Annotated in this window: 17 protein-coding genes and 1 tRNA gene; 12 read left to right on the top strand and 6 right to left on the bottom strand. The window is 66.3% G+C overall.

Going from position 1 to position 17,113, the window contains the following annotated elements:
- Nucleotide 1 precedes the first annotated feature (1 nt).
- The 4 genes from CDA09_RS21345 to hemW are packed head-to-tail and all read left to right on the top strand — an operon-like array spanning nt 2 to nt 3,471.
- The gene (locus CDA09_RS21345) at nt 2-919 is read left to right on the top strand and encodes a PP2C family protein-serine/threonine phosphatase (protein WP_121430492.1); all 918 of its coding nucleotides are present in this window, start codon (nt 2-4) and stop codon (nt 917-919) included.
- Nucleotides 920-927: 8 nt separating this feature from the next.
- Nucleotides 928-1,647 carry a ribonuclease PH gene (rph, locus tag CDA09_RS21350; RefSeq protein ID WP_121430493.1) on the top strand — a complete coding sequence of 240 codons (720 nt, stop codon included), beginning with the start codon at nt 928-930 and terminating at the stop codon, nt 1,645-1,647.
- Nucleotides 1,648-1,651: 4 nt separating this feature from the next.
- On the top strand, nt 1,652-2,248 hold the full coding sequence (gene rdgB, locus CDA09_RS21355) for an RdgB/HAM1 family non-canonical purine NTP pyrophosphatase (protein ID WP_121430494.1): 597 nt from the start codon (nt 1,652-1,654) through the stop codon (nt 2,246-2,248).
- The gene (gene hemW / locus CDA09_RS21360; RefSeq protein ID WP_121430495.1) at nt 2,245-3,471 is read left to right on the top strand and encodes a radical SAM family heme chaperone HemW; all 1,227 of its coding nucleotides are present in this window, start codon (nt 2,245-2,247) and stop codon (nt 3,469-3,471) included. The genes rdgB and hemW overlap by 4 nt, the downstream gene beginning before the upstream one ends.
- 3 nt (nt 3,472-3,474) lie before the next feature.
- On the opposite strand, the gene sppA is transcribed toward hemW, so the two are convergent.
- From sppA to thiS, 4 genes are all read right to left on the bottom strand, one after another.
- On the bottom strand, nt 3,475-5,280 hold the full coding sequence (sppA, locus tag CDA09_RS21365) for a signal peptide peptidase SppA (RefSeq protein ID WP_121430496.1): 1,806 nt from the start codon (nt 5,278-5,280) through the stop codon (nt 3,475-3,477).
- 119 nt (nt 5,281-5,399) lie between these two features.
- Nucleotides 5,400-6,182, bottom strand: coding sequence for a tRNA (guanosine(46)-N7)-methyltransferase TrmB (gene trmB / locus CDA09_RS21370; protein ID WP_286164280.1), 783 nt, complete (start codon nt 6,180-6,182; stop codon nt 5,400-5,402).
- Nucleotides 6,183-6,295: 113 nt separating this feature from the next.
- Nucleotides 6,296-7,081 carry a thiazole synthase gene (locus CDA09_RS21375; protein ID WP_121430497.1) on the bottom strand — a complete coding sequence of 262 codons (786 nt, stop codon included), beginning with the start codon at nt 7,079-7,081 and terminating at the stop codon, nt 6,296-6,298.
- 57 nt (nt 7,082-7,138) lie between these two features.
- Nucleotides 7,139-7,342 carry a sulfur carrier protein ThiS gene (thiS, locus tag CDA09_RS21380; RefSeq protein ID WP_121430498.1) on the bottom strand — a complete coding sequence of 68 codons (204 nt, stop codon included), beginning with the start codon at nt 7,340-7,342 and terminating at the stop codon, nt 7,139-7,141.
- Nucleotides 7,343-7,465: 123 nt separating this feature from the next.
- On the opposite strand from thiS, the gene CDA09_RS21385 reads away from it, so the two are divergent.
- A tRNA-Gly gene (locus CDA09_RS21385) sits at nt 7,466-7,540 on the top strand.
- A gap of 223 nt (nt 7,541-7,763) precedes the next feature.
- Nucleotides 7,764-9,632, top strand: a complete 1,869-nt coding sequence (locus tag CDA09_RS21390; protein WP_050417853.1) for a tyrosine-type recombinase/integrase — start codon at nt 7,764-7,766, stop codon at nt 9,630-9,632.
- Nucleotides 9,633-9,717: 85 nt separating this feature from the next.
- Here CDA09_RS21390 and CDA09_RS21395 read toward each other — a convergent pair whose 3' ends face one another.
- Complete coding sequence (locus tag CDA09_RS21395) at nt 9,718-10,359, bottom strand: LysR substrate-binding domain-containing protein (RefSeq protein WP_050417854.1); 642 nt, start codon at nt 10,357-10,359, stop codon at nt 9,718-9,720.
- Between the two features lie 103 nt (nt 10,360-10,462).
- Here CDA09_RS21395 and CDA09_RS21400 point away from each other — a divergent pair, with 103 nt between their 5' ends.
- Complete coding sequence (locus tag CDA09_RS21400; protein ID WP_050417855.1) at nt 10,463-10,756, top strand: helix-turn-helix domain-containing protein; 294 nt, start codon at nt 10,463-10,465, stop codon at nt 10,754-10,756.
- 27 nt (nt 10,757-10,783) lie between these two features.
- On the opposite strand, the gene CDA09_RS21405 is transcribed toward CDA09_RS21400, so the two are convergent.
- On the bottom strand, nt 10,784-11,683 hold the full coding sequence (locus tag CDA09_RS21405) for a LysR family transcriptional regulator (RefSeq protein ID WP_050417856.1): 900 nt from the start codon (nt 11,681-11,683) through the stop codon (nt 10,784-10,786).
- A gap of 174 nt (nt 11,684-11,857) precedes the next feature.
- Between CDA09_RS21405 and CDA09_RS21410 the strand changes: the two genes are divergently transcribed.
- The 5 genes from CDA09_RS21410 to tnpC all read left to right on the top strand — a co-directional run bounded on the left by CDA09_RS21410 (nt 11,858) and on the right by tnpC (nt 17,113).
- The gene (locus tag CDA09_RS21410; protein ID WP_050417857.1) at nt 11,858-12,886 is read left to right on the top strand and encodes an IS630 family transposase; all 1,029 of its coding nucleotides are present in this window, start codon (nt 11,858-11,860) and stop codon (nt 12,884-12,886) included.
- Between the two features lie 112 nt (nt 12,887-12,998).
- Entirely contained in the window at nt 12,999-14,357 is a 1,359-nt protein-coding gene (locus tag CDA09_RS21415; protein WP_050417858.1) for an IS1182 family transposase, read from the top strand.
- 369 nt (nt 14,358-14,726) lie between these two features.
- Nucleotides 14,727-15,173 carry an IS66-like element accessory protein TnpA gene (tnpA, locus tag CDA09_RS21420; protein ID WP_198149581.1) on the top strand — a complete coding sequence of 149 codons (447 nt, stop codon included), beginning with the start codon at nt 14,727-14,729 and terminating at the stop codon, nt 15,171-15,173.
- The gene (gene tnpB, locus CDA09_RS21425) at nt 15,170-15,517 is read left to right on the top strand and encodes an IS66 family insertion sequence element accessory protein TnpB (RefSeq protein ID WP_050417860.1); all 348 of its coding nucleotides are present in this window, start codon (nt 15,170-15,172) and stop codon (nt 15,515-15,517) included. Before tnpA ends, tnpB begins: the two co-directional genes overlap by 4 nt.
- Before the next feature lie 66 nt (nt 15,518-15,583).
- Nucleotides 15,584-17,113, top strand: a complete 1,530-nt coding sequence (gene tnpC / locus CDA09_RS21430) for an IS66 family transposase (RefSeq protein WP_050417861.1) — start codon at nt 15,584-15,586, stop codon at nt 17,111-17,113.

Here is a 17,113-nt window from a genome sequence, read left to right on the forward strand (position 1 = left end):
CGTGAAGTTCACGATCTACCAGGAAAGCCGCATCGGCCAACGCAAGAACAACCAGGACCGGCTTGCCTACAGCTATTCGCGCGACGCGCTGCTGATGGTGGTGGCCGACGGCATGGGCGGCCACCTGCACGGCGAGGTCGCCGCGCACATCTGCGTGCAGTTCGTCACCGAAGCTTTCCAGCGCGATGCACGCCCGACGCTGCGCGACCCCTCGCTGTTCCTGTCGCGCACGCTGACGAACGCGCACAACGCGATCCTCGACTATGCCTTCGACAAGAACCTCGACGAGGCGCCGCGCACGACGGTCGTCGCGTGCATCGTGCAGGACGGCTTCGCCTACTGGGCGCACGCCGGCGATTCGCGCCTGTACGTGGTGCGCCGGGGGAAGATCGCGATGCACACGCGCGACCATTCGCGCGTGCAGCTGATGATGGACCAGGGCCTGCTCAATGCCGAGGAAGCCGCCCACCATCCGGGGCGCAACCGCGTGTATAGCTGCCTCGGCGGCAACCACGCGCCGCAGGTGGAGTTCTCCAAGCGCCTGCCGCTACACGACGGCGACGTGCTCGCGCTGTGCACGGACGGCGTGTGGGGGCCGCTGGGCGACGCGGCGCTGACCGCGGCGCTGTCCGCGCCCGACATCATGAAGGCGGTCCCCACCCTGCTCGACCGCGCCGAGAGCATCGCCGGGCCGAGCTGCGACAATCTGTCGATGATCGCGATGCGCTGGCACGACGACGTGACGCAGCCGCACGCGGACGCCGTCTCGACGCGCACGATGGCGCTCGACAACTTCACGACGCAGCTCGAGCGCTTCGACACCTCGCGTACCCCCGCTTCGCGCTACGACATCAGCGACGACGACATCGAAAAGGCGATTGCCGAAATCAACGCCGCCATCCACAAATTCAGCACATAGGAATTCCCATGCGCCCGAGCCACCGCCGTCCCGACGAACTGCGTATCGTCCGCATCACTCGCAACTTCACCTGCCACGCCGAAGGATCGGTGCTGGTCGAATTCGGCGCGACGCGCGTGCTGTGCACCGCCAGCGTCGAGGAGAACGTGCCGCCCTTCCTGCGCGGCAAGGGCCAGGGCTGGGTGACCGCCGAGTACGGCATGCTGCCACGCTCGACCCACACCCGCAGCGCGCGCGAAGCCGCGAAGGGCAAGCAGAGCGGGCGCACGCAGGAGATCCAGCGCCTGATCGGGCGCAGCCTGCGCGCGGTGATCGACCTCGCGGCGCTGGGCGAGCGCCAGATCATCGTCGACTGCGACGTGCTGCAGGCCGACGGCGGCACGCGCACGGCGTCGATCACCGGTGCCTGCGTTGCCGTGCATGACGCGATCGCGAAGCTGGTCGCCGCCGGCAGGCTCGCCGCGAGCCCGCTGCGCGACTTCGTCGCCGCGGTATCGGTGGGCGTGTACAAGGGCGTGCCGGTGCTCGATCTCGACTATGCCGAGGATTCCGACTGCGACACTGACATGAACGTCGTGATGACCGGCGCCGGCGGCTTCGTCGAGGTGCAGGGCACGGCCGAGGGCACGCCGTTCACGCGCACGGAACTCGACGCGCTGCTGGCACTCGCAGAGGGAGGCATTCGCCAGCTGTTCGCCGCGCAGCGCGCGGCCATTGCGGAGCGGTGACACGATGAGCAAACGACTCGTACTCGCCAGCAACAACGCCAAGAAGGCCACCGAGATGGCGGCGCTGCTCGCGCCGCTGGGCATCGAGGTGGTGCCGCAGTCGGCCTTCGACATCCCGGAGGCCGAGGAGCCGCACAACACCTTCGTCGAGAACGCGCTCGCGAAGGCGCGCCACGCGTCGAGGCTCAGCGGCCTGCCGGCGGTCGCCGACGACTCGGGCCTGTGCGTGATGGCGCTGGCCGGCGCACCGGGCGTGCAGTCGGCGCGCTATGCCGGCGAGCCGAAGTCCGACGCGCGCAACAACGCGCTGCTGATCGAGCGCCTGGAAGGCGTCAGCGACCGGCGCGCCTTCTTCTACTCGGTGGTGGTGCTGGTGCGCCACGCCGACGATCCGCGCCCGCTGATCGCCGACGGCGAATGGCACGGCGCGATCCTCGACGCGCCGCGCGGCGAAGGCGGCTTCGGCTACGATCCGCTGTTCTATCTCCCGCAGATGAGCCAGACCGCCGCCGAACTCGACGCGAAGCTGAAGAACACGCTCAGCCACCGCGGCGCGGCGATGCGCCACCTGCTGAAAAGGCTGGAAACCGACCCGCTGTGACCGAACGCCGCATCATCCCGCTCGCGGTCGCGCCGGCCGCGGGCACGGCGTCCGGCGCCCTGCCGGACCGCCCGCAGCTCGCCTCCCCGCCGCCGCTCGCGCTGTACGTGCATTACCCGTGGTGCGTGAAGAAGTGTCCGTACTGCGACTTCAACTCGCACGCCCAGCGCGGCGGCGAGCTGCCCGAGGCGGCCTACATCGACGCGCTCCTCGCCGATCTCGAATCCGCGCTGCCGCAGGTGTGGGGGCGGCGCGTGCATTCGATCTTCTTCGGCGGCGGCACGCCCAGCCTGATGTCGGCGCAGGGGCTGGACCGGCTGCTCACGGGCATCCACATGCTGCTGCCGCTCGACCCGCTGGCCGAGGTCACGCTGGAGGCCAACCCCGGCACCGTCGAGGCGGGGCGCTTCCGCGACTACCGCGCGGCGGGCGTGAATCGCCTGTCGCTGGGCATCCAGAGCTTCGACGACCGCCACCTCGTCCAACTCGGCCGCATCCACGGCGGCGACGAGGCACGGCGCGCGATCGACACCGCGCTCGCGCACTTCGAGCGCGTGAATCTCGACCTGATGTACGCGCTGCCCGAACAGACGCTCGCCGAGGCGCTCGCCGACCTCGCCACCGCGCTGGCCTTTGGCGTCACGCACCTGTCGTGCTACCACCTGACGCTGGAGCCGAACACGCCCTTCGCGCACAAGCCGCCGCCGCTGCCCGACGACGATCTCTCGGCCGACATGCAGGAGGCGATCGAGGCCCGGCTCGCCGCCGCGGGTTTCCGCCACTACGAAACTTCGGCCTTCGCGCAGTCGGGCCAGGAGTGCCGGCACAACCTCAACTACTGGACTTTCGGGGATTATCTGGGCATCGGCGCCGGCGCGCACGGCAAGCTGTCGAGCCACGAGGGCATCGTGCGCGAGATGCGCCACAAGCACCCCACGCGCTACCTCGAAGGCGCGCAGCGGCGCGATTTCGTGCAGGAACGGCACGAAGTCGGCGTCGCCGAACTGCCTTTCGAGTTCATGATGAACGCGCTGCGCCTCACCGGCGGCTTCCCGCGTCGGCTCTTCGCCGACCGTACCGGCCTGCCCTTCGCGGCGATCGAGGCGGAACTGATCGAGGCGCGGCAGCGCGGCCTGGTCGAGATCGCCGCCGACGAGATCCGCCCCACTGAACAGGGGCGGCGCTTCCTCAACGACCTGCTGACGCTGTTCCTGCGCGACTGAGCCTCAGGGCGCGTCGCACAGGCAGTGACCGTACAGGTGCTGCGGGTCGTTCCAGCGCAGCAGGTCGGCGGCTTGCGCCTGCACGCCGGCGAGGAGGCGCGCGAGCGGCGACGCGGCGCCGAGTTCCACCGGCCCTACGGCCGACATCAGGCGGCGCAGCAGCAGGTGGCGGAGGTTGATCTCGCCGGTCGGCCAGATCGTCTCGTAGTGTTCGAGCTGCGCGCGTTTCGCGGCTGCCGCGATCGCGCCCTCGAGCCCGCCGAGCTGGTCCACGAGCCCCAGGCGGTGCGCCTTCTCGCCGGTCCATACGCGGCCGCGCGCAATCGCGTCGACCGCGGCGATGTCCTTGCCGCGCGCGGTCGCGACGATCTCGAGGAAGCGCCGGTAGCTGTGCTCGACGCCGAGCTGTATCGCCTTCGCGAGCGCGGGCTCCAGCGGCCGGCGCGGGTCGAGCGAACCGGCGAGCGGGCCGGTCGCGACGCGGTCGGTGGTGATGCCCACGCGGTTCAGCGGCTCGGAGAATTCGGGGAACATCGCGAACACGCCGATCGAGCCGGTGAGCGTTTCCGGCCGCGCCCAGATCTCGTCCGCGCCGGCCGCCACCCAGTAGCCGCCGGACGCCGCGACCGAGCTCATCGACGCGACGACGGGCTTGCCGGCCTTGCGCGTGAGCTCCAGTTCGCGGCGGATCACCTCGGATGCCCAGGCGCTGCCGCCGGGGCTGTCCACGCGCAACACGACCGCCTTCACGTGCTCGTCCTCGCGCGCCGCGCGGATCTGCGCCGCGAGGCTGTCCCCGCCCACCGAATCCTCGTCCGCCGCGCCATCGACGATGGAGCCCTGCGCGACCAGCACCGCGACGTGTGCGTCCTCGTGCGGACGCGCGGCGCGCACCGCGGCGAGGTAGTCGTCCGCCTCGATGCGGCGATAGTCCTTGCCGTCCGCGCCGATGCGCGCCTTCAGCAAGTCGTGCCACTCGTCGCGCTGGCTCAGCGCATCGACGAGACCGGACTCGCGCGCGGCACGTGCGGTGTCGCCGTCGGCGGCCTCGAGCACGTCGGCGTAGCGGTCGACGTAACGGTTCAACACCTCCGGGGCAAGCTTGCGGCTGCTCGCGATGCGTTCGCGCATGCCCTTCCACAAGGCGTCGAGGAGTTCGACCGACGACGCGCGGTCCTCGTCCGACATGCCGGTGCGCGTGAAGGGCTCGGCGAAGGACTTGTATTCGCCGACCCGGAACACATGCACCTTCACGCCCAGCGCGTCGAGCGCCCCCTTGTAGTAGCTGACGTTGCGTGCGAGGCCCGGCAGCAGCACGAAACCGTCGGGCGCGAGATGCACTTCGTCGGCCACGCTGGCGAGGAAGTACTGCCCCTGCGTGTAGCGCTCGCCGCGCGCATACACGGGCTTGCCGCCACTCTTGAACGCGAGGATCTCGTCGCGCAGCTCGGAGAGCTTGGACAGCCCGCCCTCGCCGAGGAGATCGGTCTCGATGACCAGCGCCTTGATGCGCTTGTCCTCGCGCGCCGCGCGCACCGCCTCGATCATGTCGGGCAGCGAGGTCTGGGCCACCGATGCGCCGCCCGCGCGGATGATGCCCAGCGGGTCGTCGACGCGCACGCGCTCGACCAGCGTGCCCGCAGGCCGCAGCAGCAGCGCCGCCCCGTCGGGCACGGACGGCCCCGGACGGAGCGCGAACACCAGGACCAGCGCCAGCACCAGCAGGAACACGAGCGTGAGGACGACGCGCCGCAGCAAGTCGACTGCCCACCAGAGTCCCGCCAACATCCTGCCCAGAAATCCAAACATGCGCCTTACCTCGGTTCGCCCGGGGGGAGCGGCTTCAGCCGCGAACGGACGTTATGCCGAATGCTACCCGATCCTGGCGGATGCCGCGCCTGCCGCCATCTTCGCGGTGACCCGGGGCATCACCCGCGCCGCCGGAACACCAGATCCCACACGCCGTGGCCGAGCCTGAGGCCGCGGTTCTCGAACTTCGTCAGCGGCCGGTAGTCCGGGCGCGGCGCGAAGCCTGCCGCGGTGTTTTCCAGCGCGGGTTCGGCGGACAGGACCTCCAGCATCCAGTGGGCGTACTCCTCCCAGTCCGTCGCGCAGTGCAGGTAGCCGCCCGGCGCCAGGCGCGAGGCGATCAGCGCGACGAAGTCGGGCTGGATGATGCGCCGCTTGTGGTGGCGCTTCTTGCGCCAGGGATCGGGGAAGAACACATGCACGCCCGCGAGCGCACCTTCCGGGATCATGTCGCGCAGCACCTCGACGGCGTCGTGCTGCATGATGCGCAGGTTGGCAAGATCATTCTCGGCGATCAGCTTGCACAGGCTACCGACGCCGGGCCCATGCACCTCGATGCCGAGGAAATCCCGGTCGGGCAGCGCCGCGGCGATCTTCGCGGTGGTTTCGCCCATGCCGAAGCCGATCTCGACGATCTTCGGCGCGCTGCGGCCGAAGGCGGCGTCGAGGTCGAGCGGCGCGACGCGGTAGGGAATCGAGACCTTGGGGAAGGTCTCCTCGAGGTGGCGTTGCTGCGCGACCGACATGCGGCCCTGGCGCAACACGAAGCTGCGGATCGAGCGGCTGGAAAAGCGCGCCTCGGGGTCGCCCTGCGGCGAACAGGGGACCGCGGCGACCGCGGTATCGGGCGTGGCGTTGCCGGGCAGGTCGGAAGCCGGCTGGTCGGGAGTCGTTGCAGTCATCGTGTGGGGGCGGGCGGCGACGGCACGGAAACGGTCGCGCCCCGCTGGCGGATCGGGAAGGGGAATGCGGGAGTCGCAGCGGCCCGCGAAGCGCGCGCCGCCGCGCGGGCGGCTTACGAGCCGATCAGGCCGCTCGTCGGCGAGCTCGGGTCGGCGGAGTAGAACTTGCGCGGCATGCGCCCGGCACGGAAGGCTTCGCGCCCGGCCTCGACCGCCTTCTTCATCGCGCTGGCCATCAGCACCGGATTTTGCGCGTGCGCGATCGCGGTGTTCATCAACACGCCGTCGCAGCCCAGCTCCATCGCGATCGCCGCGTCGGACGCAGTGCCGACGCCGGCGTCGACGAGGACCGGCACCTTCGCCTGGTCGATGATGAGGCGCAGGTTCCACGGGTTGACGATGCCCATGCCGGAGCCGATCAGCGACGCGAGCGGCATCACCGCGGCGCAGCCCATGTCTTCGAGCATCTTCGCCTGGATCGGGTCGTCGGCGCAGTACACCATCACGTCGAAACCGTCCTTCACGAGGATCTCCGCGGCCTTGAGCGTCTCGGGCATGTTCGGGAACAGCGTCTTCGGGTCGCCCAGCACCTCGAGTTTCACCAGCGCGTGACCGTCGAGCAGTTCGCGCGCGAGGCGCAGCGTGCGCACCGCATCGTCGGCCGTATAGCAGCCGGCCGTGTTGGGCAGGATCGTGAAGCGGTCGGGCGGCAGCGCGTCGAGCAGGTTGGGCTCGCCGGCGTTCTGGCCGATGTTGGTGCGGCGGATCGCGACAGTGACGATCTCGGCGCCGCTCGCGTCGATCGCCGTGCGCGTCTCGGCGAAGTCCTTGTACTTGCCGGTGCCGACGAGGAGGCGGGAGCCGTAGGACTTGCCGGCGATGACCAGGGAGTCGTTCATGTTCGACCTGCGGGAATTCGGGGTTGAGGGAGAAGCGAGGATAGCGGCGCGAGTCGATCAGCCGCCGCCGACGGCGACGACGATCTCCAGGCGGTCGCCGTCCGCGAGCACGGTCTCGGCGTGCCGCCCCTTGGGGACGATCTCGCCGTTGCGCTCGACCGCCAGCCGCTTGCCGGCGAGTTGTCGCGCCTCGAGCAGCGCATGCACCGTCAGCGCCCGTTCGAGGCGTTCCGGCTGGCCGTTGATGGTGAGCTGGATCATGGGGAAACCGTCTGAAGCATCGGACAAAAATCTTACCACGCCCCGCGCCGCGCTCCCGACGCATTGCGCAGTGCCATCCCGGCCATTAGAATGGCGCCTCGGTTCGCGGCGCGGACCGGAAAAGCGGGTGTCGTATAATGGCTATTACCTCAGCTTCCCAAGCTGATGACGAGGGTTCGATTCCCTTCACCCGCTCCAATTAGGCTTCCATGGAGATCCACTGAGCTCCATAAGCTGTTGTCAGCAAAGAATTTTTCGCTAGACAACATTCCAATGAGATCCACCGAAATCCACCCACTGCTGGACTAAATTAGTCCATCCGGCAGTCCATCAAAGCGGTTGTGTTCGAGTCCGGATTGTTCCTTGGGCCGAGCGGGTGCCGGGATGAGCATCTGACTCCTGACTCTGTTCAGGAGCAAGCATGGCACTCACCGACATGTTCGTCCGGCAGGCGAAGGCCACCGGAAAGGACTACACGATCCCCGATTTCGACGGCCTCTCGTTGGCCGTCTCGGACAAGGGCACCAAGTCCTGGCACTTTCGTTACACCTGGCTGGGCCGACAGAAGCGGATGTCCCTGGGGACGTACCCGGAGATCAGCCTGCGCGAAGCGCGGGAGCGCCGCGACAATGCGCGGGCGCTGGTGGCCAAGGGCATCAACCCACAGCGGCAGCGAGAGAAGGATCGGCGCATCGCCACCCAGGCCGAGCAGAACACCTTTGAGGCGGTGTACGACAAGTGGCTCGCCTTCCGGGCGCAGGGGCGCCTCAAGAAAGGCCGGCAGACCACGCTGTCGATGATCCCGCGCATCTTCAAGAACGACATCCTGCCGAGCCTGCGCAAGCGTTCGATCTACGAGATCACCCGCGCCGACCTACTTGAAATCGTCGGCCGCATCGAGAAGCGCGGCGCGCCATCCATCGCCGAGAAGGTGCGCACCTGGTTCAACCAGCTCTTCCGGTATGCCCTCGTGATCGTGCCGGGCCTGGAACAGAACCCGGCCTCCGACCTGGATGTGGTCGCCATGCCCCAGCCGCCGGTACGCCACAACCCCTTCCTGCGCATGCCCGAATTGCCCGAGTTCTTGCAGTTGCTGCGCAAGTACCCCGGCAAGCTGAAAACGCAGCTTGGCCTCCGCCTGCTGTTGCTGACCGGCGTGCGGACCGGGGAACTGCGGCTGGCGACGCCAGACCAGTTCCACCTCGACGATGGCCTGTGGATCATCCCGCCGGAGGTGGTGAAACAGCTGGAATTGAAGATGCAGAAGGAGAACGTCCGGCCGGAGGACATCCCACCCTACATCGTGCCGCTGTCCGTGCAGGCGATCGAGATCGTTCGGCACATGCTCGACCAGTCCAAGCCAGCCCAGACGTACCTGTTCCCGGGGGACAAGAGCCTCAAGCAGCGCATCAGCGAGAACACCCTCAACAAGGCACTGCATCGCTTGGGATACGAGGGCCGGCTGACCGGCCACGGCATCCGCGGAACCATCTCGACCGCACTCAACGAACTGGGGTATCCCGAGAAGTGGGTGGATGCACAGCTTTCCCACGTCGATCCCAACCAGGTTCGCGCAACCTACAACCACGCCAAGTATGTGGAGCAGCGCCGACGCATGATGCAGGACTGGGCGGACCGGCTGGACCTGTTCGAGCAGGGGCAGGTCGAAGCGGCCAGTACGCTGCTGACCATTCAACTGGATGGCTTTCCCGTGGTCGCCACCGAAGCGGAGGAGCAACCGTTGTCGGCGGCCAGGGCTGCTCCCACGCTGGTGGTGTCGCAACCGCTCCAGGGGGCCATGGCGCTGGCCACGGCTCCGGTGCAGCGCCTTTCCGCAGTGCGCGTGCCCAAGATCGAGCCGGCCATCTCCAACGTCCAGCGCGAGCGGATGATCCTGCTCGACATTCTGGAGGCTCCGCACAACCTGTCGGTCGCCGACTATGCCAAGCTCGCAGGCAAGTCCCGTCGCTGGATCACTTACGAAATCCAGGCCGGCAACCTCCTGTCGATCAGCCTGGGCAACCGGGGACAGCGCGTGCCGGATTGGCAGCTCGATCCGCTCAAGCGCAGGCTGATCCAAACCATCCTCAAGCAGATGCCCCCGGGAGTCGACACTTGGCACATCTACCATGCCCTTATACGTCCGAACGATCTCTTCCAAGGGCAGTCCCCCATCGAGGCGGTGACGCCGGAGAATCTGCACCTCGCCGTCCATCTGGTATGCAGCGCCGTCAGCGAAAGGGTGGTGCAACGCGATAGTCGGACTCCACAACTGCCCCGGTACGCCTAGCGATACGCGCGATGGCGAACTTGCACTGCAAGATGCCGCGTGCCGCTTTCGTCTGGAAACACGCGAACGTACGATGGACGCCTCATCACGCCGGCTTGGTCTCCGTGATCTTCGCCGCCCGTTCGGCAAACCTCTCGACAGCCGGCACACACCCTCGCGACGGCAGCAGCAACTGGGTTCGGATGAGATAGGGACCGCCGGCCAGGGGGCGCATGGCAACACCCCAGCCACGTGCCTGCGCGATGCGCGATCGGGGCGCAATGCCGACACCGTAGCCTGCCGCCACCAGCAGAGCCATGAGTTCGAAGGAATTGACCTCCCGGGCAGAACGGTCTTCAGGCCCAATGACAGCATCAACCTGCTGGCTCAGCGCTTCACATGCCCGTGGGCACCGCCGAACCAATGGATAGTGCAGCAGCGCATCCAATGACACCTCGACGTGGGCAAGCAGCGGCGAGCGTAACGGAACCGCCAAAGCCAGTTCGTCACCCCAAAGTGGCTGAGTGTCCAACGCCAGGTGCGTTGACGTCGTCCCCACCGCCATGCCCATGTCGCAATCGCCGTTTTCCAGGCCACGGACCAGATCGCCGGCAGTGGCCTCCTGCAGCAGGACGAGGGTTTCCGGCTCCTCGACACGCTGCAGGGCAAGCAGTGTCGCCAGCTGTGGCGACAGCGCGTCAGCCGAAACGGCGAGTTTGAGTATCGACGATTGGCTGGGGGCACTCATGGATGCCATTTCGTGATGGAGGCCAGACCGTGGCAGCAAGCATCATAGCAAAGAGTTAAATTTAACGTGGTTAAAAGTATCGCGATATTCGACGCTTTTGCCGATGCAAAAGCGTACTGTCCAGCGAGGCCGCCCTGTCGGATCGACCACCTACGAACCTGAGCCTGCGCTGGCCTTCGGCCTGGCGGTTCGTGCGGCACGGATGGAACAGGGAATGGCTCAGGAAGAGCTGGCGTCCTTGGCGGAAATCGAGCGCTCCCACATGGGAAAGATAGAACGGGGTGAGCACATGCCCACGCTGGCGCTGATCCTCAGAATCGCCGGAGCTCTGAACAGAAGTGCCGCTGATCTGATCGCTGTGACGGAGGATAACCTGCGCTCGGGGCCAAAGACGTAACCGGTGAACGGCACCGGGCTTTGCCCGTTACTCGTCGATTTGAGCGTGTAGACGCGCCATAAAGCGGTCCAGAGGTATGGCGGAAGGGGTGTCAGCGCCACTGTCCGGTCGTAACAGGTACGTGGTGTGGGTGACATTTTGGGCCGCGAGAGGACGAGTCACCACGTCGGGGCGATGACAAACTCTAATTCGTGCAGCGTTCGCGAACCCAACGCCATAACCAGCTGCGACCAGCGTCAGCATCATGTCCATCGAGGCGACGTGCTCGACGGCGCCGGGTTTGCCCATCGCGGTGTGCAGCAATCGATCCAGCTCGCAATTGCTCCGCCCGAACAACCGGGGATCAGCCATTACGAGCGGATAACGCACCAACTCCTCCAAGGGCACCTGCTTGTGAACGAGCAGCGGATGCCGTGCCGATACGGCCACGACCAGCGGATCAATCCAGATCGGTTCGGCAACGATTCCATCCCCGACGTCGGTGGTATGTGCAAACCCCACATTGAAGCTGCCCGAACGCAGTCCGCGCACCTGCTCGGCCAGCGTCGCTTCTGTCAAACGTATCTCGACTTCCGGATCTTCCTCGCGACAGCGTGCGAGAAAGCCAGATAGCCGCGGATCGATGCAGCCGCAGGGGACGGCGATGCGAAGAATCCCCTGATAGCCTGACGAAACCGCTTTTACGTTTTCACGGGCAAGTTCCAGCGTCGAGAACAACCGAAGCACATCCTGGAGAAAAACTGCACCGGCCTGTGTCAGCCGTGTGCCGCGGCGGTCACGATCGAATAGCAGTGCGCCAAGTTCGTCTTCGAGCTCCTTGATGGTACGGGACAGGGGGGACTGCTCGATATGCAGCCTTTCAGCAGCACGGGTGAAGTGCAGTTCCTCCGCCAGGACAGCGAAGCAGCGAAGGTGGCGCAACTCCATGGTTTGTCCTCCATCGTGATGTTACCGTACGGTTCCACTTGCAGCCTCGGGATACTTGCAGTTCTAGTCAAATCACGAGGCCTGTCGGTTGGACCGCCTATCCAGAAGCGATGAATTACTAAGAAGTGCGTTGGTTAGCGAACATTGATTGAAGGCGACATGCGATAATTCGGCATGGAAAAGAGAGACGGTCGCTCCCTGTCGCATGCCACGCTCGAAGAAATGCGGATTCGGGCGGTGCAACGAGTTGAAGCGGGCGAGTCGCCCGAAGTCGTGGTCAAGGCGCTCGGCTTTTCGCGCCCGCGCATCTACGAGTGGCTGGCGCTGTACCGTGAAGGCGGGCTCGACGCGCTGCGTGCCAAACCTGTGCCGGGTGCCAAGCCCAAGCTCGACGGCAAGGCGCTCGATTGGCTGTACTGCACGATCACACTGTCGAACCCGCAGCAGTTCAAGTTCGAGTTTGCGCTGTGGACGCGGGCGATGGTTCGAGAACTGATCCGCACCCAGTTCAAAGTGGCAATGTCGGAGGTGAGCGTTGGGCGTCTGCTTCGCAAGTTGGGGCTGTCGCCGCAACGGCCGCCGATGCGCGCCTACCAGCGCGACCCGGCTCTGGTGACCGACTGGATCAAGAATGAGTTTCCGCGCATTCGCGCCGAAGCCAAAGCGGTCGGGGCGGAGATCTTCTTCGGCGACGAGGCCGCGGTGCGCTCGGACTACCATACCGGCACGACCTGGGCGCCGGTGGGGGTGACGCCGGTGGTGAAGACGACCGGCGCCCGCTTCAAGCTCAATCTGATCTCGGCCATCAGCCCAAAGGGGCAGTTGCGGTTCATGTGTACTGAGGGGAACGTCACCGCGGACGTCTTCATCGAGTTTCTGAAGCGACTGATGCAGGGCACAACGCGGCCAATCTTCTTGGTGGTCGATGGTCATCCGGTGCATCGCAGCGCCAAGGTCCGAAAGTTCGTCGAGGGGTTCGATGGCAAATTGCGGCTGTTCCGGCTGCCGGCCTACTCGCCCGATCTGAATCCCGACGAGCACGTCTGGGCACATCTGAAAAGCCACAAACTGGGCCGCAGCATCATCAAGGGGCCCGAGCAGATGAAGAAGCTCGCGCTGCGCTTCATGCACTCGCTGCAGAAAACCCCGGACATTGTGCGTGCGTTCTTCAGGCATCCGAGTACCCGCTATGCGGCCGAATAGAATGTACGGTAACCAACGCACTTTTTAGTACTCGTCAGGCGCTACTGAAATACTAGCAGCCTGTCGGACTATCGCCCGGTAAAATGCCGTGTCACCCTTGGAGCCTGACTGCGTGAGCCGCTTCCGCCCGATCGACCGCCAAACGGACTACCTGCTGCCGCCGTCGGTGCAGGACTGGCTACCCGAATCGCACCTGGCGCGCTACGTGGTCGATGTGGTCGACGGGCTGGACCTGTCGGAACTGGAGCGAGCCTACGCCGGCCGTGGAAGCGACGCCTACCATCCGGCGCTGCTGCTGTCGCTGCTGATCTACGGCTACGCGACGGGGACGCACTCGAGCCGCAAGATCGAGCGGGCCACCTACGATTCGCTGGCCTTCCGCTTCATCGCCTGCGACCAGCACCCGGACCATGACACCTTGGCGAGCTTCCGGCGCCGCTTCGGCGAGCAGTTCGCCGATATCTTCGTGCAGGTACTGCAAGTGGCGCGTGAGAATCGGCTCTCGCGCTTTGGCACGGTGAGTCTGGACGGCTCCAAGATCCACGCCCACGCCAGTCGGCACAGCGCGCTCTCCTACGGACACGCCGAAAAGATCGAAGCCCAGCTCAAGGCCGAAGTGCAGGAAATGCTCAAGCTGGCCGAAGCGGCCGATCAAAGCAGCGTGCCCGAAGGCGTGGATCTGCCGGCGGAAATTGCGCGTCGCGAAGCGCGGCTGGCCGCCATCGCCGCCGCCAAGGCCAAGATCGAGGCGCGCGCCGCCGAACGCTTCGCGCACGAGCAGGCCGAGTACGAGGCCAAGATGGCCAAACGCCAAGCCAAGCAGGCGGCCACGGGCAAGAAGCCCGGTGGCAAGCCCCCCAAGCCGCCCCAGGCGGGTCCGGGCGCCGAGGACCAGATCAATCTCACCGACGAGGACTCGCGCATCATGAAAGTGGCCGGCGGCGGCTTCGAGCAGTGCTACAACGCCCAGGCGGTGGTCGATACCGAATCGATGCTGGTGATGGTCCCCCACGTCACCCAGGCGGGCAACGACAAGGAGCAGGTCGAACCGATGCTGACGCGCATCGGCGCCTTGCCCGAAGGGCTCAATCGGCCCGAACAACTGCTGGCCGACACCGGTTTCTTCAGCGAACGCAACGTCCAGTGCTGCCAGGACGCCGGGGTCGAACCGCTGATCGCCGTGGGGCGTGATGAGCACCATCCCGATTGGCGCAGCCGCTTCGACGAACCCGCGCCGCTCGAGCGCTCAGCCAGCCACGTCGAACAGATGAAGCACGCCCTCAAGACCCGCGCGGGCCGCGCGGCCTACGCGCTCAGGAAACAGACGGTAGAGCCGGTGTTCGGCATCATCAAGTCAGTGATGGGCTTCCGCCAGTTTCTGCTGCGGGGCTTGGACAACGTGTGCAACGAATGGACCCTGGTGTGCCTGGCGTGGAACTTCAAGCGCATGGCCGTATTGCGTCCGCAGTGAGAAAAAAGGACAGGGGCATTGTGATTTCGAACAAAAACCGCCGATTGGAGCCTGAAATGCCCATCGTCTCTCACAATGTGAAATCAATCCCTCGGCCGCGGTGCCCGCGAGCTTGAAGTCCGACAGGCTGCTAGACGGGAACCCAATGGGATTTGCTCGCAGCCTCGCGCCCAAGCCGTTCCGAACCAGGTATGTTTGACCCGTTCAATAACAGCCAAGGCGTGCGTCAGATCGATATGGCTGTACGGGCCGGTACGTGGTGGATAGGCGCGGTCGGTAGCGATACCACAGTAGATCTGCACAGCCTTCCGAGTCAGACGTAAGCGTCCGCCCAGCACCGTCTTTCGGGACTGACAGAGATCGCCCAGAGTGGTCCCCACCAAATATCTGGTGGGGACCACTTTGGCCACGAATGGCAACGCCCGGGTAACCCGCAAGGGGAGCCCAAACTACCCGGTCGATTTCAAACGCCAGCTGGCGGCCCTCGCATGCGAGCCGGGGATTTCGGTGGCGAAGCTCGCACTCGAGCATGGCCTCAACGCCAATCTGCTGTTCAAGTGGCGCCGCCACTATCGTGCCGGCCTGTTCGGCAGCCCACAGCCGGAACATGTAGCGGCTGCGCCGCGGGGCGGAATCATGGCGCCGAAGCTGCTGCCGGTAGTGACCTTGTCGTCGACGGCCAGGCAAGACGCGGAGGGCGTGAAGCAGTCGCCTGCGCTCGAGATCGTCGTGGGCGGCGCCGTCGTGCGGGTGATCGGCGAGGTCAGTCGCAAAGTGCTGCGCACGGTCCTTGACTGCTTGGCCGAGCGGGCATGATCGGTCTACCCGCCGGCACGCGTATCTGGTTGGTAGCCGGGGTGACCGACATGCGACGCGGCATGGATGGCTTGGCGGCGCTCGTGCAAGGGGCGCTCGCCGAGAATCCGTTCTCCGGTCACGTCTTCATCTTCCGCGGTCGACGGGGCGATCTCATGAAGCTGCTGTGGTGGAGCGGCGATGGGCTGTGCCTGTTCGCCAAACGCCTGGAGCGCGGCCGCTTCATCTGGCCGCAGGCGACCGAGGGGGCGGTGCATCTCACCGCGGCGCAGTTGTCGATGCTGCTCGAAGGCATCGACTGGCGACGGCCCGAGCGGACCTGGCAGCCCGACTGCGCGGCCTGAAGCATCGAGGCACGGCGCGCCCGGGAGGGGCTGTTCACGCCCCCCAGCATCGCGTAGACTCTCGTCATGGATGCGACGACGCCTCTTCCCGACGACCAGGCCGTGCTCAAGGCCCTCGTGACGGCGCAGCAGGCCGAGATCGCCCGCCTGAACCTCATCATCGCCAAGCTGCGGCGGATGCAGTTCGGCCGCCGCTCCGAACAACTCGACGCGACGCTCACCCAACTCGAACTCGCGCTCGAAGGCATCGAGACGGTTCGACGCGAAGCGGCCGCAGACGTCTCGCCAGACACGGCGTCCGGCGTAGCCCCGTCACCGAAACGCCCCGCCCGCAAACCCTTGCCTGATCATCTGCCGCGCGAGACGGTCGAGCATGCACCGATCGAAGTCTGCTGCCCCGACTGCGGCAGCACGTTCGTGAAGCTCGGCGAGGACGTCTCGGAGATGCTCGAGTACGTGCCGGCCCACTTCAAGGTCATCCGGCACGTGCGCCCGAAGCTCGCCTGCTCACACTGTGAGCGCATCGTGCAGGCCGCAGCGCCCTCGCGACCCATCTCCCGCGGATTGTCCGGGCCGGCCTTGCTCGCGCATGTGCTGGTGGGCAAGTTCTGCGACCACCTCCCGCTGTACCGGCAAAGCGCCATCTACGCGCGCTCGGGCATCGAACTGGACCGCTCGACGCTCGCGGACTGGGTCGGGCAATCGGCACAGTTGCTCGATCCCCTGGTCGAGGCGCTGCGCCGCTACGTGCTCGCTGCCGACAAGGTCCATGCCGACGACACCCCGCTGCCGGTGCTCGCGCCCGGCGAAGGCAGAACCAAGACCGCGCGGTTGTGGACCTATGTGCGCGACGACCGCCCGGCCGGCAGCGACGATCCACCGGCGGTGTGGTTCGCATACTCGCCCAACCGCAAGGGCGAGCATCCGCAGCGTCATCTGCGCACCTTCAACGGCATCCTGCAAGCGGACGCGTACGCCGGCTTCGACCCCTTGTATGCCACCGGTCGCGTGCAAGAGGCCGCCTGCTGGGCGCACGTGCGACGCAAGTTCTTCGACGTGCATCGGGCACAGGCTTCCCCCATCGCCGCCCAGGCACTCGCGCAGATCGGCCAGCTGTACGCCATCGAAGCGGCTATCCGCGGCGAGCCGCCCCCAATTCGGCGGGAGGTGCGGCACAGCCGGGCGCGCCCGCAACTGGAGGCTTTGCACGCCTGGCTGGAAACCCAGAGCCGGCGCGTGTCGCGCAAGTCCGGCATCGCAGAGGCGATCCAGTACGCCCTGAATCATTGGGGGGCGTTGATCCGCTACGTCGAGGACGGACGCATCGAGATCGACAACAATGCCGCCGAACGCGCCCTGCGCGCGGTGGCATTAGGACGGAAGAATTTCCTCTTCGGCGGCTCGGATGCCGGGGGCGAGCGCGCGGCGGCCCTCTACAGCCTGATCGGTTCGGCCAAGCTCAACGGCCTCGATCCGGAAGCGTATCTGCGCGACGTGCTCGGACGCATCAGTGAGCATCCGATCAACCGGATCGACGACTTGTTGCCCTGGAATCTGGGCCGCGATCAATCCGAACCCTTGCGCCAGGCGGCCTGA

Origin of the sequence: Azoarcus sp. DN11 (assembly GCF_003628555.1) — a bacterium.
Classification (GTDB): domain Bacteria; phylum Pseudomonadota; class Gammaproteobacteria; order Burkholderiales; family Rhodocyclaceae; genus Aromatoleum.

Excerpts from the sequence above, each read along its gene's own strand:
- rph (WP_121430493.1), top strand. The coding sequence starts at position 928 with ATGCGCCCGAGCCACCGCCGTCCCGACGAACTGCGTATCGTCCGCATC.
- rdgB (WP_121430494.1), top strand. The coding sequence starts at position 1,652 with ATGAGCAAACGACTCGTACTCGCCAGCAACAACGCCAAGAAGGCCACC.
- sppA (WP_121430496.1), bottom strand. The coding sequence starts at position 5,280 with ATGTTTGGATTTCTGGGCAGGATGTTGGCGGGACTCTGGTGGGCAGTC.
- trmB (WP_286164280.1), bottom strand. The coding sequence starts at position 6,182 with ATGACTGCAACGACTCCCGACCAGCCGGCTTCCGACCTGCCCGGCAAC.
- CDA09_RS21375 (WP_121430497.1), bottom strand. The coding sequence starts at position 7,081 with ATGAACGACTCCCTGGTCATCGCCGGCAAGTCCTACGGCTCCCGCCTC.
- thiS (WP_121430498.1), bottom strand. The coding sequence starts at position 7,342 with ATGATCCAGCTCACCATCAACGGCCAGCCGGAACGCCTCGAACGGGCG.
- CDA09_RS21390 (WP_050417853.1), top strand. The coding sequence starts at position 7,764 with ATGGCACTCACCGACATGTTCGTCCGGCAGGCGAAGGCCACCGGAAAG.
- CDA09_RS21395 (WP_050417854.1), bottom strand. The coding sequence starts at position 10,359 with ATGAGTGCCCCCAGCCAATCGTCGATACTCAAACTCGCCGTTTCGGCT.
- CDA09_RS21400 (WP_050417855.1), top strand. The coding sequence starts at position 10,463 with ATGCAAAAGCGTACTGTCCAGCGAGGCCGCCCTGTCGGATCGACCACC.
- CDA09_RS21405 (WP_050417856.1), bottom strand. The coding sequence starts at position 11,683 with ATGGAGTTGCGCCACCTTCGCTGCTTCGCTGTCCTGGCGGAGGAACTG.
- CDA09_RS21410 (WP_050417857.1), top strand. The coding sequence starts at position 11,858 with ATGGAAAAGAGAGACGGTCGCTCCCTGTCGCATGCCACGCTCGAAGAA.
- tnpB (WP_050417860.1), top strand. The coding sequence starts at position 15,170 with ATGATCGGTCTACCCGCCGGCACGCGTATCTGGTTGGTAGCCGGGGTG.
- tnpC (WP_050417861.1), top strand. The coding sequence starts at position 15,584 with ATGGATGCGACGACGCCTCTTCCCGACGACCAGGCCGTGCTCAAGGCC.